General features: G+C 68.4%; 21 protein-coding genes. 7 read left to right on the top strand and 14 right to left on the bottom strand.

Features of this window, described 5'->3' with window-relative positions; genetic code table 11:
* Nucleotides 1–41 precede the first annotated feature (41 nt).
* Nucleotides 42–674, top strand: coding sequence for a GNAT family N-acetyltransferase (locus SK854_RS18625; RefSeq protein WP_093595118.1), 633 nt, complete (start codon nucleotides 42–44; stop codon nucleotides 672–674).
* Between the two features lie 70 nt (nucleotides 675–744).
* Here the strand turns inward: SK854_RS18625 and SK854_RS18630 are convergent, their stop codons facing one another.
* The 9 genes from SK854_RS18630 to SK854_RS18670 all read right to left on the bottom strand — a co-directional run bounded on the left by SK854_RS18630 (nucleotide 745) and on the right by SK854_RS18670 (nucleotide 10,959).
* Nucleotides 745–1,884: an N-acetylmuramoyl-L-alanine amidase gene (locus SK854_RS18630; RefSeq protein WP_319976362.1), complete on the bottom strand. Its 1,140-nt coding sequence runs from the start codon at nucleotides 1,882–1,884 to the stop codon at nucleotides 745–747.
* A 220-nt stretch (nucleotides 1,885–2,104) separates the two neighbouring features.
* On the bottom strand, nucleotides 2,105–2,434 hold the full coding sequence (gene trxA, locus SK854_RS18635) for a thioredoxin (protein WP_093595124.1): 330 nt from the start codon (nucleotides 2,432–2,434) through the stop codon (nucleotides 2,105–2,107).
* A gap of 34 nt (nucleotides 2,435–2,468) precedes the next feature.
* Nucleotides 2,469–3,449 carry a thioredoxin-disulfide reductase gene (trxB, locus tag SK854_RS18640; RefSeq protein ID WP_319976363.1) on the bottom strand — a complete coding sequence of 327 codons (981 nt, stop codon included), beginning with the start codon at nucleotides 3,447–3,449 and terminating at the stop codon, nucleotides 2,469–2,471.
* 77 nt (nucleotides 3,450–3,526) lie between these two features.
* Nucleotides 3,527–4,267: a hypothetical protein gene (locus tag SK854_RS18645; RefSeq protein WP_319976364.1), complete on the bottom strand. Its 741-nt coding sequence runs from the start codon at nucleotides 4,265–4,267 to the stop codon at nucleotides 3,527–3,529.
* On the bottom strand, nucleotides 4,264–4,881 hold the full coding sequence (gene sigM / locus SK854_RS18650) for an RNA polymerase sigma factor SigM (RefSeq protein WP_089927514.1): 618 nt from the start codon (nucleotides 4,879–4,881) through the stop codon (nucleotides 4,264–4,266). The genes SK854_RS18645 and sigM overlap by 4 nt, the downstream gene beginning before the upstream one ends.
* Nucleotides 4,882–4,948: 67 nt before the next feature.
* On the bottom strand, nucleotides 4,949–6,466 hold the full coding sequence (locus SK854_RS18655; RefSeq protein WP_319976365.1) for a protein kinase family protein: 1,518 nt from the start codon (nucleotides 6,464–6,466) through the stop codon (nucleotides 4,949–4,951).
* Nucleotides 6,467–6,503: 37 nt separating this feature from the next.
* Nucleotides 6,504–8,153, bottom strand: a complete 1,650-nt coding sequence (gene murJ, locus SK854_RS18660) for a murein biosynthesis integral membrane protein MurJ (RefSeq protein WP_319976366.1) — start codon at nucleotides 8,151–8,153, stop codon at nucleotides 6,504–6,506.
* A complete protein-coding gene (locus SK854_RS18665; RefSeq protein WP_319976367.1) occupies nucleotides 8,150–10,447 on the bottom strand; it encodes a DUF6049 family protein in 2,298 nt (765 codons plus the stop codon). Before SK854_RS18665 ends, murJ begins: the two co-directional genes overlap by 4 nt.
* Nucleotides 10,444–10,959, bottom strand: a complete 516-nt coding sequence (locus tag SK854_RS18670; RefSeq protein WP_319976369.1) for an NUDIX hydrolase — start codon at nucleotides 10,957–10,959, stop codon at nucleotides 10,444–10,446. The genes SK854_RS18665 and SK854_RS18670 overlap by 4 nt, the downstream gene beginning before the upstream one ends.
* A gap of 42 nt (nucleotides 10,960–11,001) precedes the next feature.
* Between SK854_RS18670 and SK854_RS18675 the strand changes: the two genes are divergently transcribed.
* Together SK854_RS18675 and SK854_RS18680 are read left to right on the top strand one after the other, a co-directional pair.
* Entirely contained in the window at nucleotides 11,002–12,438 is a 1,437-nt protein-coding gene (locus SK854_RS18675; protein ID WP_319976370.1) for a CCA tRNA nucleotidyltransferase, read from the top strand.
* A 95-nt stretch (nucleotides 12,439–12,533) separates the two neighbouring features.
* The gene (locus tag SK854_RS18680; RefSeq protein ID WP_319976371.1) at nucleotides 12,534–12,788 is read left to right on the top strand and encodes a LuxR C-terminal-related transcriptional regulator; all 255 of its coding nucleotides are present in this window, start codon (nucleotides 12,534–12,536) and stop codon (nucleotides 12,786–12,788) included.
* On the opposite strand, the gene SK854_RS18685 is transcribed toward SK854_RS18680, so the two are convergent.
* Complete coding sequence (locus SK854_RS18685; RefSeq protein WP_319976372.1) at nucleotides 12,717–14,057, bottom strand: MFS transporter; 1,341 nt, start codon at nucleotides 14,055–14,057, stop codon at nucleotides 12,717–12,719. The two genes, SK854_RS18680 and SK854_RS18685, sit on opposite strands and share 72 nt — an antisense overlap.
* A 237-nt stretch (nucleotides 14,058–14,294) precedes the next feature.
* Here SK854_RS18685 and SK854_RS18690 point away from each other — a divergent pair, with 237 nt between their 5' ends.
* A complete protein-coding gene (locus tag SK854_RS18690) occupies nucleotides 14,295–14,873 on the top strand; it encodes a YqgE/AlgH family protein (protein WP_319976373.1) in 579 nt (192 codons plus the stop codon).
* A gap of 18 nt (nucleotides 14,874–14,891) precedes the next feature.
* Here SK854_RS18690 and SK854_RS18695 read toward each other — a convergent pair whose 3' ends face one another.
* Nucleotides 14,892–15,296 carry an SdpI family protein gene (locus tag SK854_RS18695; protein WP_319976374.1) on the bottom strand — a complete coding sequence of 135 codons (405 nt, stop codon included), beginning with the start codon at nucleotides 15,294–15,296 and terminating at the stop codon, nucleotides 14,892–14,894.
* Nucleotides 15,297–15,546: 250 nt separating this feature from the next.
* Between SK854_RS18695 and leuS the strand changes: the two genes are divergently transcribed.
* Nucleotides 15,547–18,324 carry a leucine--tRNA ligase gene (leuS, locus tag SK854_RS18700; protein ID WP_319976375.1) on the top strand — a complete coding sequence of 926 codons (2,778 nt, stop codon included), beginning with the start codon at nucleotides 15,547–15,549 and terminating at the stop codon, nucleotides 18,322–18,324.
* A 21-nt stretch (nucleotides 18,325–18,345) separates the two neighbouring features.
* On the opposite strand, the gene SK854_RS18705 is transcribed toward leuS, so the two are convergent.
* Nucleotides 18,346–18,960 (bottom strand): TetR/AcrR family transcriptional regulator, encoded by a 615-nt coding sequence (locus SK854_RS18705; RefSeq protein WP_319976376.1) that lies wholly within the window; start codon nucleotides 18,958–18,960, stop codon nucleotides 18,346–18,348.
* 92 nt (nucleotides 18,961–19,052) lie between these two features.
* Here SK854_RS18705 and SK854_RS18710 point away from each other — a divergent pair, with 92 nt between their 5' ends.
* Nucleotides 19,053–19,916, top strand: coding sequence for an SDR family oxidoreductase (locus SK854_RS18710; protein WP_319976377.1), 864 nt, complete (start codon nucleotides 19,053–19,055; stop codon nucleotides 19,914–19,916).
* Here SK854_RS18710 and SK854_RS18715 read toward each other — a convergent pair.
* Nucleotides 19,902–20,630, bottom strand: a complete 729-nt coding sequence (locus SK854_RS18715; RefSeq protein WP_319976378.1) for a TetR/AcrR family transcriptional regulator — start codon at nucleotides 20,628–20,630, stop codon at nucleotides 19,902–19,904. The genes SK854_RS18710 and SK854_RS18715 overlap by 15 nt on opposite strands.
* Before the next feature lie 112 nt (nucleotides 20,631–20,742).
* Here SK854_RS18715 and SK854_RS18720 point away from each other — a divergent pair, with 112 nt between their 5' ends.
* Nucleotides 20,743–22,866 carry an MMPL family transporter gene (locus tag SK854_RS18720; protein ID WP_319976379.1) on the top strand — a complete coding sequence of 708 codons (2,124 nt, stop codon included), beginning with the start codon at nucleotides 20,743–20,745 and terminating at the stop codon, nucleotides 22,864–22,866.
* Here SK854_RS18720 and SK854_RS18725 read toward each other — a convergent pair.
* Nucleotides 22,797–23,879, bottom strand: coding sequence for a YVTN family beta-propeller repeat protein (locus SK854_RS18725; protein WP_319976380.1), 1,083 nt, complete (start codon nucleotides 23,877–23,879; stop codon nucleotides 22,797–22,799). The genes SK854_RS18720 and SK854_RS18725 overlap by 70 nt on opposite strands.
* Nucleotides 23,880–23,907: the final 28 nt, after the last annotated feature.

Consider the following 23,907-nt stretch of genomic DNA (forward strand, 5'->3'; position numbering starts at 1 on the left):
TCGTATGGGTTCGCTTTGTGTGTTAACGGGTGGAGGTCGGGGTGTCCCGTCGCGTCGTAGGCGTCACGCTGGACAACCTGGAGCATCTCTCCAAGCACAGCAGGACGTGCGTTTTCTGGGAGTTGGCCCCTCACCTGCGAGAACAGGCTGAGGAATACGGCGACACCGAGTTCGAGAAGGAAGCCTGGGTCTCCAGCGTCCTGCTCGAGTGGGGTTCGTGCGGTCGCATGATCTACTGCGACGGCATCCCCGCTGGTTCGGTCTTCTACGCACCACCGGCCGCTGTTCCGCGCAGCGCCGCCTTCCCCACCTCTCCGGTGAGCCCGGACGCCGTCCTCATGACGTCGCTGGACGTTCTCCCGGAGTTCCGAGGGGGAGGACTCGCGCGCGTGCTCGTGCAGGCCGTGGCGAAGGATCTGACGCGTCGTGGCGTGAAGGCCATCGAGGCGTTCGGCGACATGCGCCCGGACGACGAAGAGTCGAGTTGCGTCACTCCTGCGGAGTTCCTCACGAGCGTCGGCTTCAAGACCGTGCGCCCGCACCCGCGCTGGCCGCGGTTGCGCCTGGAACTGCGCAGCGCCATCACGTGGAAGGAAGACGTCGAGGCAGCTCTCGAACGGCTTCTCAACAGCGTCACCGTCTCCACCGCGGAACCGAGCTTCCGCCCCGTCTAGGACAGCGAAAAGGCCCCCTCGCCGGCAGCGAGGGGGCCTTTTTCGTCAGTCAGGCCGGCAGAGCCGGAGATCAGCCCTTGGCCATCTCGTATCGCAGCAGGTCGTTGAACGTGAACGTGCCCGTCGGCTGGTCGTCCTTGCCGAGCAGGTAGAGACGCTTCACGGCCACGAGAATGCCCTCGGCCACGATGTCGCGGAATCCGGGCGTCGCCAGCCGGGCGCGGTCCTCGGTGTTCGTCAGGTAGCCCACCTCGACGCGGACGGCCGTGCAACGGGTGAGCCGCAGCAGGTCCCACGTCTTCGGGTGCGAACCGCAGTTCGACATCGACGTGCGGGCGGTGACCTCGCGCTGGATGAACCCCGCCAGCGCCTCACCGACCGTGGACGACGTGCCGTTGCCCGTGCCGTAGTGGAACGTCGACACGCCCTGCGCGTTCGGCGACGAGTTGCCGTCGCTGTGCAGCGACAGGATCAGGTCGGCGCCCGCCTCGTTCGCGAACCTGGCGCGCTCCGCCTCGTCCGGGCAGTTGTCCGGACCGCGGGTGAGAAACGCCTCCATGCCGGTGGCGGCCATCTTGCCTTCGAGACGACGTGCCAGATCCAGCATCAGCTCGGCCTCGGACAGGCCGTCCACGACCACGCCGCGGTCCTGGCCGCCGTGGCCGGGGTCGATGACGATGCGCTTGCCGGACAGGCGCGAGCCCGCCCCGCGGAGCTTCTCCTGCTCCCGCAGCAGCTGCGGACGGCCGCCGCGCACCTTCGGCTGGAGCTGACGCAACGCGCGCACGGTGTCCGGACCGCACATGCCGTCCACGATCAGTCCGTAGTCGCGCTGGAAGTTCTTCAGGGCCTGCTCGGTCTGCTGGCCGAACACGCCGTTCGCGCGGCCGGCGTCGTAACCGAGCTCCAGCATGCGTTCCTGCAGAGCCAGCACGTCGTCGCCGGTCGTCGGCTGCGACATCAGGAACGCGAGTGGCCGGTCCCCCAACCGGAACGTCGCGTCACGCAGCGAGCGATAGGTCGCCGGGCCGACAATGCCATCGATGATCAGCCCCCGCTGCTGCTGGAACGCGCGCACGGCGTGCTCGACCTGCTGGTCGAACACCGGCGGCGCCTGTGGGTCGGCCGGCGGAAGCAGTCCGAGCCTGGTCAGGGTCGACCGGATCTCGGCAACATCACTTCCGACGTCCCCGCGGCGGAGCAGCTGCATGCACCCTCGCTCGACTATGGCGCCGAACCTGGTCGGCGCGTCAGTTGGGAAGTCCTCATTGTGCCCTGCTGCGCTAAGTGATCGATGCAGGGCTACTCACAGTCGTACCGAGATCACCGCCTCGGCACCAAAACGAACGTGACCCGCTCGTCTTATCGATAGACGGGCGGGTCACGTTGCGCGTTGCAAAGAACTTCTCAGCTCACTGCAAATTCTTGCGTCAGGCCAGGACGTCCTGCAGGTCCTTCAGCAGCGCGGCCTTGGGCTTCGCGCCGACGATCTGCTTCACCGGACGGCCGCCCTGGAACAGGATCAGCGTCGGGACGGACATGATCTGGTAGTCGCGGGCGATCGACGGGTTGGCGTCGATGTCGACCTTGGCCACGGTGATCTTCTCGCCGTGCTCGGCCGCGATCTCCTCCAGCACCGGCGCAACCATCTTGCACGGGCCGCACCAGGTCGCCCAGAAGTCGACCAGCACGGGCTTCTCGCTGGTCAGAACGTCGTCCGCGAACGACTTGTCGGTCACCGTGACGGTGGCGCCTGCCATGTTGCTCTCCCTAAAAGATCTCGCAGAAGGAACTTCAGTTGCTCTTGCCGTAGCCGCCACCGACGGCCTCGGCGGCCATCTCGGCCTGCTCGGTGCCGTGCTCGGCGAGCCACCGTTCCGCGTCGATCGCAGCGCTGCAACCGGAACCGGCGGCGGTGATCGCCTGACGGTATTCGTGGTCCACGAGGTCACCGGCGGCGAAGACGCCGTCCAGGTTCGTGTAGGAGGACTTGTCCTTGGTCAGGACGTAACCCTCCTCGTCGAGGTCGACCTGGCCCTTGACCAGCGCCGAACGCGGGTCGTGGCCGATCGCGAGGAAGAAGCCGGTGACGGGCATCTCCGACTCGGCGCCGGTCTGAGTGTCCTTGATCTTGATCGCGGACACGGTGCCGTCACCCAGAACGTCGGTGACCTGCGTGTTCAGCTGCCACCTGATCTTCTCGTTGGCACGGGCGCGCTCCAGCATGACCTTCGAGGCGCGGAACTCCTCGCGGCGGTGGATGACCGTCACGGACTTGGCGAAGCGCGTGAGGAACGTCGCCTCCTCCATCGCCGTGTCGCCGCCGCCGACCACCGCGATGTCGTGGTCGCGGAAGAAGAAACCGTCGCACGTCGCACACGCCGACACACCGCGGCCGAGCAGCTCCTGCTCGCCGGGGATGTTCAGGTAACGGGCAGCGGCACCCATCGCGAGGATGACGGCCTTGGCCTCGTACTCGACGCCGTTCGCGACGACCTTCTTGATCTCACCGGTCAGCTCGACCGACTCGACGTCCTCCGCGCGCAGCTCGGCGCCGAAGCGGATCGCCTGCTCGCGCATCTGCTCCATGAGCTCGGGGCCCATGATGCCGTCGCGGAAGCCGGGGTAGTTCTCGACCTCGGTCGTCGTCATGAGGGCGCCGCCGTACTGCGAACCTTCGAAGACCAGGGGCTCCAGCTGCGCGCGTGCCGCGTAGACCGCCGCGGTGTAGCCCGCCGGTCCCGATCCAATGATGATCACGTTGCGCACGCTCACGGCTCTGCAACTCCTCGATCTCGTCGTCTGACTGGCTCAACGGATCGTAGGTGCAGCTAATTCCGTGATTTGAGCGACTACCTCTGGCCCACGGTCGTGTCCGCGAGAACGCCCTCCGGCTTGCCCGGTCCACAGGTCGCCGGGTCCAGCACGACCAGCCGGTACTTCCCGATTCCGGCGGGCAGGATCGCCATCACGGCGTCCTTGCCCTCCAGGTTGACCGGGCTGATGCCGAGGGGGTTGCCCGAACTGGTGATGCCGCCGCCCTGCAGGCAGCCGGCCAACCGGTCCGGCGTCTCCAGCGGGCCGTAGTTCTGCGCCTTGAGCACTTCGCCGACCGCGGAGCCCAGCTGGGCCTTCGTCAGCGACTGCAGGTCGGCCGAGCCAGGTGTGGACGTCGCCTGCGGAGGCTGCGCGTTGTCGTTCGAGGGGGTCTGCGAGCCCGGCGACACGGCCAGCACGATGCCGAACGCGGCGGCAGCGGCCACCAGCACACCACCGCCGAGACCCAGCCTGCGGTTGCGGCGCTTGCGGGCGTCGTTGAGGGACACGACCGGCGCGATGCCGGGACGGGCCTCCGCGGCCAGTGCGGCGTCGATCCGTGCGGCCACGTGGTCGGGCATCGCGATGGGCGGCAGCGACTGCAGATCCATCAGCGTGGCGTCCAGCGCCTGCAGGATCTCCCTGGCCTCCGCGTCCGCCTCGACCCTCGGACGCAGCTGTGCGGCGACCTCAGGGGGCAGCACGCCCGCGTGCAGGTCCGCGATGAGGTCAACAGACCACGGCGGACCCATCGGCACGCGCTCCATGCCGGTCATCGGCCCTCCCACTGACGTTGCTCTTGCACATTCACACCGTCAGCTGGGACGTTCGCATCTGCGATTCGGTTCCTGAGGTGCCCGAGAACTTTGGCCAGCTTGGCGCGACCTCGCGCACACCGGCTCTTGACCGTGCCCTCCGCGATGCCCAGGAGCTTCGCCGTCTCGGCGACCGAATACCCCTCGACGTCGACCAGCACGATGGGCGCCCGCTGCTCTTCCGGCAGCTCCATCAACGCCTGCTGCACCATCAGGCTGGTCTCGCGGTCGCTCATCGCGTCACGGGGCGCGACGGGCTCACCAGGACCTGCCTCGGGCAACGGCACTGTCGGTCTTGTTTGTCGTCGTCTCATCCGGTCGAGGCACGCGTTCACCACGATCCGGTGAAGCCAGGTGGTGACCTGTGACTCGGCGCGGAACGACGACGCGGCCCGGAAGGCCGAGATGAACGCCTCCTGGAGCGCGTCCGCGGCCTCTTCCGGATCACGCAGCGTGCGCAACGCCACCGCCCACATCCGGTCGCGGTGCCGTTTGACCAGCTCCGAGAACGCGTACGGGTCACCTGCGGCGTGGGCCGAGATGAGATCGGCGTCCGAGCTGGCTGCGGCGGTCACGGGACGCACTTTAGCGAGGGTGATCACAGATCACCCGGACAGGTCTGCTCAGCGTGCCCGCGTAGTTCTACTGAGCGCGGGTGTAGAGGACCTCGCGGATCTCCGACTGGTTCTTGCCGCCGCCGGAGTTCGTCAGCTGAGTGATCCAGATCAGGACGTGACCGGTCGGTTCGTGGTCGTTGAGCTGGATCTGCGTCTGCCCGTCGGACAGGTCGGCCACGCCGATGACCTTGGTCTCCTCGATCGGCGAGTCCAGCGCGGACGCGACCCGGATCTCGACCTTCGTGCCCTTGCTGGGCGAGGTGATCGTGACCGAGGCCAGCTTCACCGGCTCCGCGAACGACGCCATCAGCCCGATGCCCGGCTTCAGCGTCGGGAACGGCTGGAAGTAGTTGTCGGTCCGCCAGAACGTGCCCGCGTTGGTGTCGACCGCCCGGCTCGCCTGGTTCGCGTTGTCGGGCTGGTTCGTCACGTCGTAGACGCCGATCTGGCCCGGCTGCACCGGTCCGGCCGGCGCGGGCGGAGGCGCGGTCTGCCCGTTCGACCCCGGCTGGTTGATCACCACGGTCGGGCCGCCGCCCTTGGACGGCTCGTCGCTGAAGAACCCGACGATCTGCACGCTCAGCCACACGATCACGGTCAGCGTGGCCAGGGCGAGCACGCCGACGCTGATCCACAGCTTCTTCTTCTGCTGCTTGTCCTGCCTGGGCCGCTGGGTCGTCCACACGACCTGGTCGTCGTCATCGCGTGACGCCGACACGGCGGGGATCAGCGAGGTCTGGGCTTCCTCGGCCGCGATCTGGTCGAGGACCTGGAGGATCGCCGCGGACGTGCGGATGCCGCCGACCGACGTGTCCTCCAGCGACCGCACCGCGACGGACGACAGGTCGTGCGGCAGGTACGGGTGCAACGCGTTCGGTGCGACCACGGACCCGTCCGGCCCGGTCGGGGCGACCGGCACGCCCTGAGGGCCGCCCGGCAGCGCCCACCGGCCGGTGAGCAGCAGGTACAGGATCGCGCCCAGGCCCTTGACGTCGTCGCGCGCGATCGCGTCCGGCCGGGGACCGGGGAACGCGAGGCGCAGACGGCCGTCCGAGGTGACCCGGATGCGTTGCGGGTGGTCGGCGCCCAGCACGAGACCGGCGTGGTGCGCGCCCTCGATGGCGGCGCCCAGCGGTTCGAGCAGACGGGTCGCGGCGCCCGCCGGCAGCGGGCCCTCCGCGATGAGGTCCATCAGGTCGGTGCCCTGGGTCCACTCGGCGATGACGATGCCGAGGATGCCCTCGTCGCCGCGGATTCCGGTGCCGGGCGTCAGCACGTCGATCACTCGCGACACACCGGGATGCGTGAACGACGCCGCGTGCATCGCGCGTTCGACCGTACGGCGGGCACGGGCCGCCGCGTCGTTGTCCGCCAGATCGCCCAGCAGCACCGTCAGCGCGACGTCCCGGTTGAGCTGACCGTCCCGCGCGCGCCACAGCTCCGCGTTGGACCTGGCGTCGGCACCGGATTTCGCGAGCAGCCGGTAGCGGCCATTGCCGATGACGCCGCCGGGATTCAGGGCGGCGTGAACTCCGCTACTCACGGAGACGAGGGTACGGGACGGCGCTCACGGACTGGAGTCACCTTCGCCGCACCAAACGGTTGATCTTGTCGATCGCCGGCTTCATCTCGGGCACCCGGAACGCGGCCAAAAGGCCGAACGCCAGCGGCAGACCGATCAACGTCACCAGAACGACCTCGACCCACGCGGAGATGACCGGGTCCTCGAGCCCGAGCGCGCCCAGGACCAGCCAGTTCACGCCCTTGGCGACCGCGAAGGCCAGCGAGGACGCCACGACGGTGAGGCAGACGGTCCAAATCGTGAAGCCGGTGCGCAGCCGCCCGAGGCGGATCCGCAGCCACACCTGACCGACGATCGCGCCGAAGACGAAGCTCAGCGACATCGCGAGCGACACGCCGACGGCGAGCTGCGAGGCGTCACCCGGCGTGGACACGGCGAGGAAGAGGTAGAGCAGCCCGATGCGCACCGCCACGATCAACGCCTGGATGAGCGTCGGCGTGCGGGCGTCCTTCATCGCGTAGAAGACCCGCAACTGCAGCAGCGTCACGGCGTAGGGCACGAGACCGAACGCCGAGAGCGCGAGCGCGAGACCGATCCTCGTGCCGCCGTCGACGCCGGAGTTGCCCCAGGCGAAGGCCGCGAGACCGATGGCCAGACCGGACACCGTCATCAACGCGCTGAACGGCATCAGCAGGATCGCCGACATGCGGTTGCCGAACAGCAGGTCGCGCACGATCGACTCGTTGTCGCCGTTCGCGGCCGCCCGGCTCATCTTCGGCATCAGCGCGGTCAGCAGGGAGACGCCGAGAACGCCGTACGGCACCTGGGCGATCAGCCATTGGTAGTTGAACGCCGTCAGCGTGCCCTCGGCGCTTGTCGCCACGTTCGTCAGCACCGTCATGCTGGCCAGACCGAGCCCGACGTAGAGCAGCACCCAGAACGCGAGGCTGCCGAACTCCGACAGGCGCGAGTCCCAGCCGAAGCGCCACTTGAACTTGAAGCCGGTCTTCTTCAGCGCTGGGAACAGCACGGACGCCTGCACGGCCACACCGAGCGCGGTGCCGAGGCCGAGCACCAGCAGGTGCACGTCGGTCATGCGGACCGGGTTGAGCGTGAGCTCGCCGGGCAGCAGCGCGTAGACGACCAGCACGACGATCACGACGAGGTTGTTCAGCACCGGAGCCCAGGTGGGGATGCCGAACACGTGGCGTGCGTTGAGCACGGCGCTGAGCAGCGCCGTCAGTCCGTAGAAGACGATGCCCGGCAGCACCAGGTACGCGAACGCGGTGACCAGCTCCGGGTTCGCGTTCTCGGAGTCGGAGATGTAGAGGTCGGTCAGCAACGGCGCGCAGGCCATCGCGATGACCGTGCCGACGCCGAGGATCAGCGTGCCCATGGTGATCAGCCACTGGGCGTACGACTCGCCGCCGTCGCCGTCCTCCTTCTCGGCCCTGACCAGCAGCGGGATCGCCACGCTGGTCAGAATGCCGCCGAGCAGGAGCTCGTTGATCATCGTGGGCAGCGTCGAAGCCGCCTGGTACGAGTCGCCGAGCATCTCGGCGCCGATCACCGCGATCAGCAGCACCTTCGACAGCAGGCCGGTGCCTCGGCTGACGATCGTCGCGATCGCCATCGAGCCGCTCGCCCTGGCGACCGACGGTGCTTGGTTCTGCTGCTCTGGCTGGGTGGTCGTGGCTGTCTCGCTCACGCGCTCGACTTCTCCGGTGTGACGTTCTCGATGGACGGGGCGTCGCCGTTCTCGCCGTTGCGAGCGCGGACCCTCTTGTAGATCCGGCGCCCGGAAAGCAGAACGAGCGCGATGCCCGCGATCACGGTGATGATCACCGTGATGGTGCCGTAGGCGGACGACGACACCTCCAGCTTGACAGTGTCGCCGAGCGGGACGCCCTCGGGAGTGGTCAGTCGCACGCTGACCGGGAACCGGCCGGAGCGCAGCACCTCGACGGGCACCCGCACGACTCGTTCGCCGCGGGCCGGAAGCACCTGGTCGGCGAGGTCGAGCTTGCGGATGCCGGGGGTGTCGGCGAGGTTGATCCGGACCGTCACGCGGACGTCGAGCTTGTTCGTGATCGTGATCGGGATCGGGCTGTCGCCGGAGCCGAGCAGGATCGGGCTGTTCGGCTGCGTCACGCCGACCATGCCGGTCAGCGCGTTCAGCTCGCCCTGGCTGACCTCGGCCGCGGACCGGGCGCCCTGCTCGTTGCCCCGCCACGCGCCCGACATCGCCCGCAGCAGCCCGAGCCACAGCGGGTCGGCCAGGTCGGCGGGCGAGGCGTGCTCGCTGTCCTCCTGCTGCATGGCCGCGACCAGGCCGTTGAGCTCGACGCTCTGGCTCGTCACGGAGTTCGCGATGATCTCCGAAATCTCCCGCGCACCGGCCTCCGGAGGGTAGGTGATCTTGGCGTTCGTCGTCGCCGGCGCGGCCCTGGTGAGCTCCTCGAGCCCGGTCTGGGACGCGTAGCCGTCGGCCAGCAGCTTCTTCGAGGTGGTGAGGAACTCGGTCATCTCCGAGAGCGGCGCGTGCCAGCGGCGCGGCGGCGCGATCAGCACGTTGCGGCCGTCGCCCTGCCAGCCGGCGCGGAACACCAGCACCGCCAGCGCGTTCTGCACGGACACCGGCTGGCTCTCGAACGGCGCGGTGACGCCGGACAGCGTGCGGGGCCGGGACTCACTGCCCTGCAGCGCGTCCGAGACCATCGAGTCGATCCTGACCGCGGTCACCGGGTTCTTGCCGCCGACACCGACGGGCGCGGTGCCCGGCGCGTCGGCGAGTCCGGTCGGGTCGAGCAGCAGCGACTTCACGCCGGGGTAGCTCTTGTCCGGCTGCGGGGTGACCAGCTCGTCGAACGTCGACTGGTCGAGGACGCCGTCCTCCGGCCACACCAGGTCGGGCAGCGGCTGCACGGACAGGACGTCCTGGATGAGCTTCGGGCCGTCGGTCACCGCGAGCGTGCGCATCGTGCCGAGCTTCGCCCTGTTCAACGCGACGAGGTCGGCGTCGGCGTACGGCAGCGCGACGACGCAACGGCCGGTGACGGCGAGCTTGAGCCGGTCGAGCCACAGCTCCGCCTCGGCCTGGCCCGTGCCCTCGGCGCCGCCACGCACCCGGTAGCCGTTGCTCATGGCCTGCACGGTCCGCAGCAGGTCGGGGTCGATGGCCAGGCACATGGCCGTGCTCATCGACGGGATCGCCTGTTCGTAGGCCTGCAGCAGGCCGTAGAGCCGGCCGTTGACCGACAGCGACGTCGCGAGCTCGTCGTCGATCAGCTCGGAGTCGTCCTCGCCGCCGAGCCTGACCAGCCGCGGGCGGTCCGCGATCGGCCACAGCACCGTCAGCTTCGCGGGCGCGCCCGGCTTGCCCTTGGTCTCGCCACCGGGCACCCCGAGCACGGGCAACAGCGTCGACAGCGCCGCGAGACGTGCCTGGCCGCCGTAGTCGGGCCTGCCGTTGACGTTCGCGAGAATCGGGTAGATGCCCGGCTGCTCGATCTCCAGCGAGGTCGGCTCGGTACCGCGCAGCGGCACCTCCAGCGTGAAGTCCTTCTGCTGGCCGGACTCGAGCTCACCGGCGACAGGGGTGAACTTCGGCTGCACGGCCTCGGCCGCCGCGGGCTCCCGCAACGCCTTGCGCAGGTCGTCCTCGGTGCCGAGCGGCTCACCGCGCTCCAGGCGCAGCACGATGTCGGACACCTTGCGGTCGCCGACGTTCACGATCTTGCCGGTGATCTTGACGGTCGCCGGGGAGTCGCCCGTGACGAACCGGGGGGTGAGCTGGTCGATGTCGAGCCGCAGGAACTGCTGTTGCGCCTGGCCCGGCTGGGCGGAGAGCGATCTGGTCGCCCACACCTGGGTGGCGGGAGCGGGCATGAAGGGCAACGCGTCGATCTCGTCAGGCTGCGCCTGCTGAGCGCCGGCGGGCGGCGCTGTGATCACCACGAACGCGGCGACAGCTGCTGTGCAGACGAGCTTCCTCAGGCTCACGCCGACTCCGCCCCGTTGCGGCAGCGGTCGGCGAGCAAATCGGCGGCTCGGCGGACCAGACGGCGCTCATCGGCATATGCGAGTCGCTCGTCCAGCTCGCCGAGGGGCACCCACGCCACCTCGGTGACCTCCACGTCTTCGTCGGAAAGCTCTCCCCCCGTCGCTTCGAGGAGGAAGTGGTGAACCGTCTTGTGCACCCGGCGGTCGTCCGCGACGAACCAGTAGTCGATCGACCCCAACGGGCGCAGCACCCTGCTATGAATACCGGTCTCCTCGGCGACCTCGCGCACCGCGGTCTGTTCCGCGGTCTCGCCGGCCTCGATGTGACCCTTGGGCAAAGACCACAGCAACCGGCCTCGCCGGTCAAGTCTGCCGATCACCGCGGCCCGCTGCTCGGCGTCGAGCACCAGGCCACCCGCCGACGTCTCGTCGACGGTCTTGAGCCTCCTGCCCCGGCGCCTCTTCCGGCGCCCCGGTTTGGGGCTCCCGGAACGTGCGGCTGACGAGGGCATACGGCCGATCGTACTTACGAACCTTGAGTACGCTGGTTTCTCGTGTCTCGATCGCTCCAGCAGAATGCGGTGGTGGAAGCTCCCGCAATCGCACCAGTCGTCGCTGAGCTCGCCGCTCGGTTCGCAGCCGAGGGCAAGCGCCTCTACCTCGTGGGTGGAAGTGTGCGCGACGCCGTGCTGGGGCGCCCGACGAACGACTTCGACTTCACCACGGACGCGCGACCTGCGGAAATCCAGAAGCTGCTGAGCGGCTGGGCCGAGGCGCAGTGGGACACCGGAATCGCCTTCGGGACGGTCGGCGCGTCGAAGCAGGGCGAGATCATCGAGATCACGACCTTCCGCGCGGACGTCTACGACGGCGTGACCCGCAACCCCGAGGTGACCTTCGGCGACAACATCGACGGGGACCTCGTCCGGCGCGACTTCACGGTCAACGCGATGGCGTTCGACATCGCGGCGAGTGAGTTCGTGGACCCGACCGGCGGCCTCCAGGCAGCGCGGGACGGCGTGCTGGACACGCCGGCGACCCCGCAGGAGTCGTTCGGCGACGACCCGCTGCGCATGCTGCGCGCGGCCCGGTTCGTCTCCCAGCTCGGCTTCACCGCGGCGCCTCGGGTGATCGAGGCGATGCGGTCGATGGCAGGCGAACTCGCCCGCATCACGCCGGAGCGCGTGCAGGTGGAGCTTTCGAAGCTCCTGTGCGGCGCGCATCCGCGCCGCGGCATCGAGCTCATGGTGGAGACCGGGCTGGCCGACATCGTGTTGCCCGAGCTCACGGCCATGAAGCTGGAGATCGACGAACATCATCAACACAAGGACGTCTTCGACCACTCGCTGGTTGTGCTGGAACAGGCAATTGATCTTGAAGAAGTTGATCAATCACCCGATCTGGTGCTGAGGATCGCCGCGCTCCTGCACGACATCGGCAAGCCGGCGACCCGGAAGTTCGAGTCCGGCGGCGGCGTCTCGTTCCACCACCACGAGGTCGTGGGCGCGAAGATGGTCCGCAAGCGCTTGCGCGCGCTTCGGTACTCGAAGGAGATCACCGAGGACGTCGCGAAGCTCGTCTACCTGCACCTCCGCTTCCACGGGTACGGCAGCGGCGAGTGGACCGACTCGGCCGTGCGCCGGTACGTGACGGACGCCGGTGACCTGCTGACGCGGTTGCACAAGCTCGTCCGTGCCGACTGCACGACCCGCAACAAGCGCAAGGCGAACCTGCTGAAGCGGACCTACGACTCTCTTGAGGAACGCATCGCGCGCATCGCGGCCGAGGAAGACCTCGCGCGCGTACGCCCGGACCTCGACGGCAACGAGATCATGAAGCTGCTCGGGCTGTCCCCGGGTCGCGAGGTCGGTGCCGCGTGGAAGTTCCTCAAGGAACTCAGGCTCGACCGGGGACCGCTGGACCGCGACGAGGCCGAGGCGGCGTTGCTCGAGTGGGCGCGCGAACAGGGCATCACACCACCCGCTCCGTGACGCATAGTGAGCGAATGGAATCCCCGCGTTAGCGAAGTGTCAGCGCGGGGATGCACCATGAGAAGTGCGCTAGGGGGCGCATGGGGGTGGTGCAGATGTTCGCTTGGGGACTTTCCGCAGGTCCTGCCACACGGGACCTGGACGTTCTGACCGACGACCAACGAGCCGTGCTGAGGTGTCTCGCGCGGGGTCACGCCGAGCACGAGATCGCGCGGGTGCTCGGCATCGGGCAGCAGCGGGTGGCCGACGAGGTGGCCGAGATCCTGCGGCGCCTGGATCTACCCGATCGTGTGGCGGCTGTCGTCTTCGCTCACGAGGCCGGCATGTTGCACCTGCCGTTTCCGCGCTGACAGGAGCAGGTAGGCGGCCATGCCGACCAGGTAGAGGCTCGCGGCGACGAGGATCAGGCCGGGCGAGCGCCCGTCCAGGGGGATCACCGTCGCCGTGATGGTCACCGCGGTGACCTGCGCGATGTTGAAGAGGGTGTCGTAGAGGGCGAACACGCGCCCCCGCACCTCGTCGCCGACGTCGTGCTGCACCGCGGTGTCCACGCAGAGCTTGACGATCTGACCGGCGAAGATGATCACGAAGCTGGCCATCAGGATGGACGGCAGCGTCATCGGCAGCCCGAGCCCGACCTGGGCTGCGGCCGTGAGCAGCAACGCGCCGCAGATCGTGCGCCCGACTCCGAACCTGTCGACGATCCGGTCGGTCAGGATCCCGGCGAGCAGCACACCCGCGCCGCCGGCGACCGCGACCTCGCCGAGCCCGCCGATGCCGGCCTTGAGGATGCCGACGTCCTCCAGGCTGTAGCGCATCAGCAGCAGCGTGATCATCAAACTCATGCCGAACGCCGCCCGGTGCGCGAGCAACGCGGCCAGCCCTGCCGTGACGCTGGGGGTGCGCCAGGTGGCCTTCGCGCCGTCCACCAGCCCGCGGGCGACGGCCGTGAGCGCGTTGTGCGGCTCGTCGACCTCGTCCGGCCCGAGCACGCCCGCCTTGAACCGGCTGGCGATGAACGCGCTGAGCAGCAACCCGACCACGGCGATGCTGGTGGTCCACGCCGAACCGCCGTCCCCGGCGCCGAGCAGCGTGCGGAACCCGATCGCGCAGGCAGCGCCGATCACGGCCATGACCGCACCGGCCGTCGTGGTCAGCGCGTTCGCCTCGACCAGGTGATCTTCGTCGACGACGTGCGGCAGCGCCGCGGACAGCCCGGAACCGACGAATCTGCCGATCCCCATGACGACGAGCGCGGACACGTACAGGGGCAGCCCGCTCAGTCCCGCACCGACCGCCAGGGCCGTGAACAGCACGAACGTGGCCCGCGCGATGTTCGCGACGACGATGACCTTCTTGCGGTCCCACCGGTCGAGCAACGCACCCGTGAAGGGCCCGATCAGCGAGTACGGCAACAGCAACACCGCGAACCCGGCCGCGATCGCCGCCGGATCGGCCTGCCGTTCGGGGTTGAAGAGCACAGCGCCGGCCAGACCGGCCTGGAAGAGCCCGTCGCCCCACTGCGAGGCGAGACGTGTGGCGAGGAGCCTGCGGTAGGCGGGGATGCCGAGGAACCGGCGTGATCCCCAGTGGTGCTTCTCCACCGCAAGCGTTGTCACCGTTGCACTGTATGCGCGCAGTGGTGAAAACCACGAAAGCCGGACCTCACGGTCCGGCTCTCTTGGATCGGATGCCAGGTCGCCTCACGGCGCGGCGCACTACGCGGCTCCAGCCGAACGGTATTCCGCGAAGGCGGTTGTCTGTTGAGCCCGGGGGACACAAAGACATCCGACACCTCAGTCTAACGGGGTGCGGCCCTGAGTTGTTCCGGCGATCACGGGTGATTTCATGGTGACGTGCGTCCCGATGACGAAGTCGAAGTCGAGCCAGGCTCCCTGTTGGTTGCCGCTCCGAGCCTCAACGACCCGAACTTCTCACGCACCGTCGTCTACATCATCGACCAACGTCCAGAGGGGACCCTCGGCGTCGTGCTGAACCGCCCCTCCGAGGTGGCGGTCCACGACGTGCTGCCACCGTGGGGCTCCCACGTCACGAAGCCGCAGTGCATCTACGTAGGCGGCCCGGTCGAACAGAAGACGGCGCTGTGCCTGGCGGCGTTGAAGGTGGGCACCGACCCGTCCACCGTGGAGGGACTCGTCGGCGTGCAGGGCCCGGTCGCCCTCGTCGACCTGGACGCGGAACCGGACGACCTGATGCCGCTGGTGCGCGGACTGCGCGTGTTCGCCGGCTACAGCGGGTGGGGCGAGGGCCAGTTGCAGGGCGAGATCGACCGTGGCGACTGGATCGTCGTGACCGGACTGGCCGACGACGTGCTGGCCGGCGCGAAGGTCGACCTGTGGGGACGGGTGCTGCGCCGCCAGGGCATGCCGCTGGCGCTGCTGTCGACCTACCCGAAGGACGTCCGCGACAACTGATTCACGTGAAACGTCGCGTTAGAGCCCTGCGAGCGGGGAGCAGCCGCCGCCACCGCACGCGCACCCGCCGCAGCCCTTCGGCTTGACCGGCTCCGGCAGCGCCTCGGCCGCGCGGCTACCGACGAGCCCACCCGCGAAGGCGATCGCGAGCGCCCCGACCAGTCCGATGATCCCAGCGGTGACGGCCAGGTCGGCCATGACGAACGCCATCGCGCCCGACACGATCGCCACGACGCCCGCGGCGACGTTCGGCACGCCGGCGACGCGGTTGGCCAGCGCGAACGTCTCCTCGTCACGCACGGCGGCGGCGGTGCGCACGCCGACGAAGCGGTTGCGGCGCAGCTTGCCCTGCAGACCCAGCAGACCGACCGCGCCAAGAGCGACGCCGAGCACACCCAGGACGACCGACAGCACGATGTTCACCCCATGAGGGTAAGACGAATCCCCGGTTCGCCCGGCAGTCACCCCGGTCTGGTGTGCCGCAGGCCACCGCCCGGTTCATCGCGCTTGCGGTCCGCTGATACCGTTGACGGCATGAGCACGGCCCGCCTGCTCCTTATCTAGCCGCGACGACCTGATCGCAAGACGGTCGGCGCGGCCGCCCTCCATGCCCTGTCTGGGCTGGGGGGTTTCGTCATGTCAGGGGCAGGAACGACGTGAGAGGGACCTTGAAATGAGCACGGACGCGGCGGAGATTCCCGCCTACCGCTACACCGCCGAGCTGGCGAACCAGATCGAGGAGCGGTGGCAGCGGTACTGGGAGAACAACGGCACCTACCACGCGCCCAACCCCGTTGGAGCGCTCAAGGGTGACGTGCCCGCGGACAAGCTGTTCGTGCAGGACATGTTCCCGTACCCGAGCGGCGCCGGCCTGCACGTCGGCCACCCGCTGGGCTTCATCGGCACGGACGTCTTCGCGCGGTACCACCGCATGAACGGCCGCAACGTGCTGCACACCATGGGTTTCGACGCGTTCGGCCTGCCCGCGGAGCAGTACGCGGTGCAGACCGGCCAGCACCCGCGCAAGACCACCGAAGACAACATCAACACGTACCTGCGCCAGATCCGCAGGCTGGGCCTGGGTCACGACGAGCGTCGCCGCATCTCGACGATCGACCCCGAGTACTACAAGTGGACTCAGTGGATCTTCCTGCAGATCTTCAACTCCTGGTACGACCCCGACGCGCGCAAGGCTCGTCCGATCGCCGAGTTGATCTCGCAGTTCGAGTCTGGCGAGCGGGACGTCGAGGGCGGCCGCACGTGGTCTGAGCTGTCTTTTGCCGACCAGCAAAGGATCTTGGGCGAATTCCGCCTGGCCTACATGTCGGAGGCGCCCGTCAACTGGTGTCCCGGACTGGGTACTGTGCTGGCGAACGAAGAGGTCACCGCGGACGGTCGCAGTGAGCGTGGCAACTTCCCGGTGTTCAGGAAAAGCCTGCGCCAGTGGATGATGCGCATCACCGCGTACTCGGACCGGCTGATCGACGACTTGGACCGGCTGGACTGGCCGGACAAGGTCAAGGCCATGCAGCGCAACTGGATCGGGCGCTCGCATGGCGCCCGAGTCCGATTCGCGGTGGGAGACGAGAGCATTGAGGTCTTCACGACCCGGCCGGACACGTTGTTCGGCGCGACCTACATGGTCCTGGCGCCGGAACACGAGCTGGTGGACCAGATTGCGGCGCCCGATCGCGTGGCAGACATCGCCGCGTACCGGCGCGCAGCGTCCCTGAAGTCCGAGCTGGACCGTCAGGAGAACAAGGAGAAGACCGGCGTCTTCATCGGGGCCCATGCGACAAACCCGGTGAACGGCAAGGAGATTCCGGTCTACATCGCCGACTACGTGCTGATGGGCTACGGCACGGGCGCGATCATGGCCGTGCCCGGCCAGGACCAGCGCGACTGGGACTTCGCGAAGAAGTTCGACCTGCCGATCATCCGCACGGTCCAGCCGTCCGAGGGCTTCGAGGGCGAGGCCTACACGGGCGACGGTCCGGCGGTGAACTCCGGGTTCCTGGACGGCATGGCGATCGACGACGCCAAGAAGACGATGATCGGCTGGCTGGAGGAGAACGGCCACGGCCACGGCACCGTCCAGTTCAAGCTGCGCGACTGGCTGTTCAGCCGCCAGCGCTACTGGGGCGAGCCGTTCCCGGTCGTCTACGACGAGGCCGGCACCGCCATCGCGCTGCCCGAGTCGATGCTGCCGATCGAGCTGCCCGAGGTCGACGACTACTCGCCGCGCACCTTCGACCCGGAGGACGCGAACACCGAGCCGTCGCCGCCGCTGTCGCGTGCCACCGAGTGGACGACGATCGAGCTGGACCTGGGCGACGGCCTGAAGACGTACCGCCGCGACACGAACACCATGCCGAACTGGGCGGGTTCGTGCTGGTACCAGCTGCGCTACGTCGACCCGGTCGAGACCGAGCGGTTCGTCAACCCGGAGAACGAGAAGTACTGGCTGGGCCCGCGCACGGCCGAGCACGGCCCGACCGACCCCGGCGGCGTCGACCTGTACATCGGCGGCGTCGAGCACGCGGTGCTGCACCTGCTGTACTCGCGCTTCTGGCAGAAGGTCCTGTTCGACCTGGGCCACCTGTCCGGCGACGAGCCGTACCGCCGCCTGTTCAACCAGGGCTACATCCAGGCGTACGCGTACGTCGACCCGCGCGGCGTCTACGTGCCGGCCGACGAGGTCGTCGAGGCCGATGGCAAGTACACGTACAACGGCGAGGAAGTCCGCCGTGAGTACGGAAAGATGGGCAAGAGCCTGAAGAACGTCGTCACGCCGGACCAGATGTGCGAGACGTACGGCGCCGACACCTTCCGGTTCTACGAGATGTCCATGGGCCCGATGGACGTGTCACGTCCGTGGGCGACCAAGGACGTCGTTGGCGCGCAACGGTTCATGCAGCGTCTGTGGCGCAACCTGGTCGACGAGACCGACGGCTCGCTGCGCGTCACGGACGAAGAAGCGTCCGTCGAAGCGCTGCGCCTGCTGCACAAGACGATCGCCGGCGTCCACGACGACTACGCGAACCTGCGCTACAACACGGCGGGCGCGAAGCTGATCGAGCTGAACAACTACGTCACCAAGCACTACTCGGCGGGCACGCCCCGAGTGCTGGCCGAGGCCCTGGTGCTGATGCTGGCTCCGCAGGCCCCGCACGTGGCCGAGGAGCTGTGGTCGAAGCTGGGCAACGACGGCTCGCTGGCGCACGGCCCGTTCCCGAAGGCCGACGAGCAGTACCTGGTCGAGGACACGGTCGAGTACCCGATCCAGGTCAACGGCAAGGTCCGCTCGCGGGTCGTCGTGTCGGCGTCCGCGTCGCAGGACGAGATCAAGGCCGCGGCGCTGTCCGAGGAGAAGATCGCCGAGCTGGTCGCCGGTGGCGAACCGCGCAAGGTGATCGTCGTTCCCGGCCGCCTGGTGAACATCGTTCTGTAGCAACGAGAAGAGCTGGCGTGGCTACGGCCGCGCCAGCTCTTCCAGCACCTGCTCCACCTCCAGCGACGGGTCGGCCACGCGAGCCGCCCGCAACGCTCCCCCGAGCACTGTCATGAGCATCTCGACGACCACGTCCTTGCTGAACGGGTGCTCGTTCAGCAAGTAGTCACGGGCCAGCTGGTCGGCCGCGGTCGTGTACATCCGCAGCGCGGCCCGGACCGCCGGTCGCTCGAAGTCGAGCCCCAGGTTCTCGCACAGCCGGCGATTGCCGTCGTCCCGCACGGCGTCGAACGGCTCCTCCACGCCCCACGGCCGCAGCACCAGGTTCAACGCCAGGTCGCGATGCGCCGTCAGGTAAGTCAGGTGCGCCGCGTGCGACTGACGAATCCGCTTCCCCAACGGCACGGCCGGGTCGCTGACGTGCAGGTCCAGCACCTCGCGGCCGATCGAGCACAGCACCTCGCCGTAGAGCCCCTGCTTGCTGCCGAAGTGGTGGAACACCAACCCGTGCGCCACCCCGGCGGCTCGGGCGATGTCGGCTGCCTTCACCTCGTCGTACTTCGACGTGATGAACAGCTCTCGGGCCGCTGCCAGGACCTTCTCCTTGGTGGCGGCTGCGGTGGCGGCTCGGGTCATGTCACCACGCTAACAGCTCGTTGACTCCGAGTCAGTGAAGGAGTACCTCTTGATTAAGAGTCATTGACTCAAAGTCAACGAGGGGATGCGAGATGACGAAGACACTGATCATCGGAGCGACCGGCACCGTGGGTGGTCTGGTGCTCGACGAGGCCGTGCGCCGAGGTCTGGACGTGCGCGCGTTGGTGCGCAACAAGGAACGAGCGAACGTGCCGGACACGGTCGAGTTGGTGCAAGGCGACCTGGCTGACCGCGAGGCCGTGCGCAGCGCGTTGAGGGGCGTCGACTCGGCGTTCTACGTCTCACCGCACGAGACCAACGAGGTCGAGATCGCGACGATCTTCGGGCAGGAGGCCGAACGGGCGGGCGCACGCCTGGTGTTCGGTGGCTTCCACATCGAGGACGACGACGCGCGCGAGGCGGCGGGTGCCGCGATCCCCGCGTACATCCCGAAGCTCAAGCTGGCGGCGTTTCTCGCGAGCACCGACACCAGGCCCGCGATGGTCAGCATCACCAACTTCGACCAGAACGACGAGATCTTCCGCGAGGACATCGAGGCCGGCGTCTTCCCGACGCCGCTGCACCCCGGCGGGGTCAACCGGATCGACCTGCGCGACGTGGCCGAGGTGCTCACCAACGCGCTGGTCGACGTGAGCTTCGCGGCCGGCTCCTACCAGCTCGTGGGCCCGGAGTCGTTGAACGGCGAGCAGTCGGCGCAGATCTGGGCCGAGGCGCTCGGGCGCGAGGTCGTCTACACCGGTGACGACCCGGAGTGGCGCAAGGCGTTCGAGCGCAGGCTGTCGGGTCAGAAGCTGGTGGACTGGATCCGCAGCTTCGAGCTGCTCAGCGCGGCGCCGATCCCCACGACCGAGGCCGAGGTCGCGGCCATGACCAAGTTGCTCGGCCGTGCACCGCGCACGCTCCGCGACTACGTGCGCGACTCAGTGAACAGCTGAGTTCGGGGAGTCCTCGAAGCCGATGTCCGTCAGCATCTGGTCGAGCATGCTGTCGAACATCGGCTCCGGGTTGCTCACCGCGAACGGGAACCGCCCGAACACCTCCAGCGCCACGTGCCCGTACAGCCGCACCCACGACTGGACGACGTGGTAGATCTTGCCCAGGTTGAGGACGGAGTCCTCGACGACGACGCCGTGCACCGACACCGCGTCCATCAGGACCTGTTGGAACCTGGCCAGGTCCTCGTGCAGGATTTCGGGCACGTCGTCGTCCGCGTGGTTCGCCACCAGATTGGACGCGATCAGCCGACCGGCCAGCTGCAGGAACACCGAGCCGAACTGGTCGGCGCCGAGCGGGTCGCGGGGCGAGGCGAAGACCAGCGCGAACTCCTGCGGGTGGGCCAGCGCCCAGCGGCGGAAGGCGTGGCAGACCGCCCTGACCTGGCATCCGACCTGGCCTGACGTGTCCGCGGCGAGGTCGGCGTAGAGGGCCGCCGCCATGTCCGCGCAGATGTCGTCGCAGAGCTGCCGCAATAGCGCGTCGTGGGAGTCGTAGTAGCGGTACAACGCCGGCGCGGTGATCCCCAGTTTGCGCGCGATGGCACGCAGGGTAACCGCGTCGCGGCCGCTCTCCACCAAAAGGGCGCGGGCCGCCTGCCGAATCTCACGCTCGGTTTCGGCGCGAAGCCGTTCTCGGCGAGTGGCCTCGGTCATATGTCACTCCATCGGGTTGTAGACCCCGTCCGTGGACCCGTACGGTTTCAGTGAACGGTGTTTACAAGAGTTCACGGGATTAACAGCACGGTAACCCAGGAGGCCGTCGTCGATGTTCGCGAAGTGGGGATCTATCGCATATCGCCGCCGGTGGGTGGTGTTGATCGCGACCGTACTGCTCGCCGTGGTCGGCGGTGTGTGGGGCATCGGCGTGTTCGACAAGCTCAGCCAGGGCGGCTACGAGGCTCCCTCCAGTGAGGCGGCGCGGGCCGACAAGGTAGCCGAGGAGGCGTTCGGGCGGCAGAACGGTGACGTGATCGTCATTTATCGCGGCGACTTCGCGAACCCGCTCGAACTCAAGAAGATCGCCGACCACATCAGCGGCTTCCCGAAGGACGACGTGCTCAAGGCCGTCGGGCCGGTGCCGTCCGACAACCAGCAGCAGGCGCTCGTCGCCATCACGCTGAGCAGCGGTGACTCGAACGAGCAGATCAAGCAGTTCCAGGACATCCAGTCGCAGCTCAAGGTCGACGGATTCAGCGAGCAGGTCGGTGGGCTCGTACCCACCCAGAAGGCCATCAACGACATGTCCCAGGAGGACCTGACGCGCGCGGAGATGTTCTCGCTGCCGCTGGTCCTGCTGCTGCTCGTGATCATCTTCGGTGGTCTGGTGGCGGCGTCTCTGCCGGTCGTCGTCGGCGGTCTCGCGATCATGGGCTCGCTCGGCGTGCTGCACGCCGTGGCCCTCTTCACCGACGTCAACTCGTTCGCGGTCAACGTCGCCTCGCTGCTGGGCCTGGGCATGGCGATCGACTACGGCCTGTTCATGGTCGGCCGGTTCCGCGAGGAACTCGCCCAGGGCCGCACGACCGAACAAGCCGTCGGACGCACGGTCGCCAGCGCCGGCCGCACCGTCGTCTTCAGCGCGACGCTGCTGGTCATCGCGTTGGCCGGACTGCTGCTCTTCCCGCACGGCTTCCTGAAGTCCCTCGCGTACGGCGGTGTGTCGTCGGTCGCGATCGCGGCACTGGTCTCGGTCACGCTGCTGCCCGCGTTGCTCGGCGTGCTCGGCCACCGGGTCGACAAGCTCGCCATGCCGTGGCGCAAGAAGGAGCCGAGCGAACGCGGCTGGCGCAAGCTCAGCACCAAGGTCATGAAGCGGCCCGTGCTGATCGCCGTGCCGATCATCGGTGTGCTGCTCGCGCTCGGCTCGCCGTTCCTCGGCGTCCAGTTCGGCCAGGTCACCGAGAAGGTCCTGCCGGAGGGCAACGCCGTGCGCGTGGCCACCGAGAACATCAACCAGAACTTCTCGGCGCTCTCCAACACCGGTTTCAAGATCGTCGTCAAGGGCGGTGACCAGGCCGCGGTCCAGGAGTACCTGGCCAAGGTCAAGGACGTGCCCGGCGTCGGCGACGTCCAGCCGACGGGTGCGGACAAGGGCGTCACGGCCGCGGCCGCGGGTCTGGACAGCGACGCGCTGAGCGAGGAGTCGAAGCAGGCGCTGAAGGACGTCCGCGCGCTGCCCGCCCCGCCGGGAGCCGAGGTGCTGGTCGGCGGCAACACCGCGACGGTCAGCGACTCGCTCGACGCCATCGCGGACGGACTGCCGTTGATGGTCACGCTGCTGGTCGGCGCGACGCTGATCCTGATGTTCCTGGCGTTCGGCTCGGTCGTCCTGCCGATCAAGGCCGTGCTGATGAGCGCGCTGTCGCTGTCGGCGACGTTCGGCGTGCTCGTGTGGATCTTCCAGGACGGCCACGGCGCCGACCTGCTCGGCGTCACGCCGGGGCCGCTGGAATCCGGCATCGTCGTGCTGATGGCGGCCATCGTGTTCGGTCTGTCGACGGACTACGAGGTCTTCCTGCTCAGCAGGATGGTCGAGGCCCGCGGCCAGGGCGCGACGACGGAGGAGGCGGTGACCACCGGCCTCGCCAAGACCGGCCGGGTGATCACCTCGGCCGCGTTGCTGCTGATCGTGGTGACGGGCGCGTTCGCGTTCTCGCAGGTCGCGATGATGCGGTTCGTCGGCGTCGGCATGATCCTCGCGCTGGCGCTCGACGCCACCATCGTCCGGATGCTGCTCGTGCCCGCCGTGCTCAAGCTGCTCGGCAACGCCGCGTGGTGGTCACCCGGTCCGCTCAAGCGGATCCAGGAACGCCTCGCGCTTCACGACGAGCCGGCCGACCTCGACGACCCGTTCGACGACGAGGTTCGCAAGCCGGTCGCCGTCGGCTGACCGGGCGGGAAGGCGATCATGGCCGCGTCGAACTGGCGCGGCCTCGCCTCCTGCAGCTCACCCGTCTTCATCCGGTACGTGGTGAGCACCGCGTTCGTGCTGTCCAGGACCGTCGTCGTCGTGCCGGTGGCGAGGAAGACCCTCGTGTCCCCCGGCGCGATGGCGACGCTCGGCGAGTCGATGCGCAAGCGTTCGCGCACCGTCATGGTCGCCGCGTCGACCACCACGACCGACCGTTCCTTCGGCAGCGTCAGGTAGACCGTGGCGCCGTCCGGGGTGACGGCGATGCTGCCCGCTCCCCTGCCGGCTTCCAGCGTGCCGACGACCTGGTTCGTGGCCGTGTCGATCACCGACAGCGTGCCGGGGGTCTTCTCGCCGAGGCGCATGCCGCTCACGTAGAGGCGCTTGCCGTCCGGCGAGATCGCGAGGTGCTGCGGCAGCCCGCCGACCTGCACCGTCGAGGTCTGGAACGCCGTCGCGGTGTCGACCAGGCCGACGGTGCCGTCCTGGGAGTTGGCGACGTAGAGGATCTTGTTGTCCGGGTGGACGGCCAGGCCCTGCGGTTGGCCGCCCGCCTTGATCACCGCGACCATCTGGAAGTTCTCGGGATTCACCACCGCGATGCCGCCACTGGCCGAGACGTAGAGCCGCTGGCCGTCCGGGCGCATCGCCGCGTGCGAGAGCTGGACCTGGGTGAAGAGCCGGTCGACGATCTCGCCGCTGGCCGGGTCGACCACGGTGATCGCGCCGGTCCACCCGTTGATCACGTAGAGGCGGCGCCCGTCGGGAGAAACGGCGACACCCGTCGCGCGTCCCCCGGTGTCGGCCTGCACGAGAACGGCACCGTTGCGGGTGTCGACGACCTGGACTAGACCGGTCTTGCCCACGACGTACGCAAGCGGTGCGACCGATGCGGAGGAAGTGGTTGTGTACTCGTGCCCTTGGTGAACACCCGTCGCCGCGAAGGCCGCTGAGAGCGCTATAACCGCGGCCACGAGGCGTGGCTTTGCCATACGCCCGATGGGACCACTTCCGGGTGCT

The organism is Lentzea sokolovensis (genome assembly GCF_033949975.1).
Taxonomy (GTDB): domain Bacteria; phylum Actinomycetota; class Actinomycetes; order Mycobacteriales; family Pseudonocardiaceae; genus Lentzea; species Lentzea sokolovensis.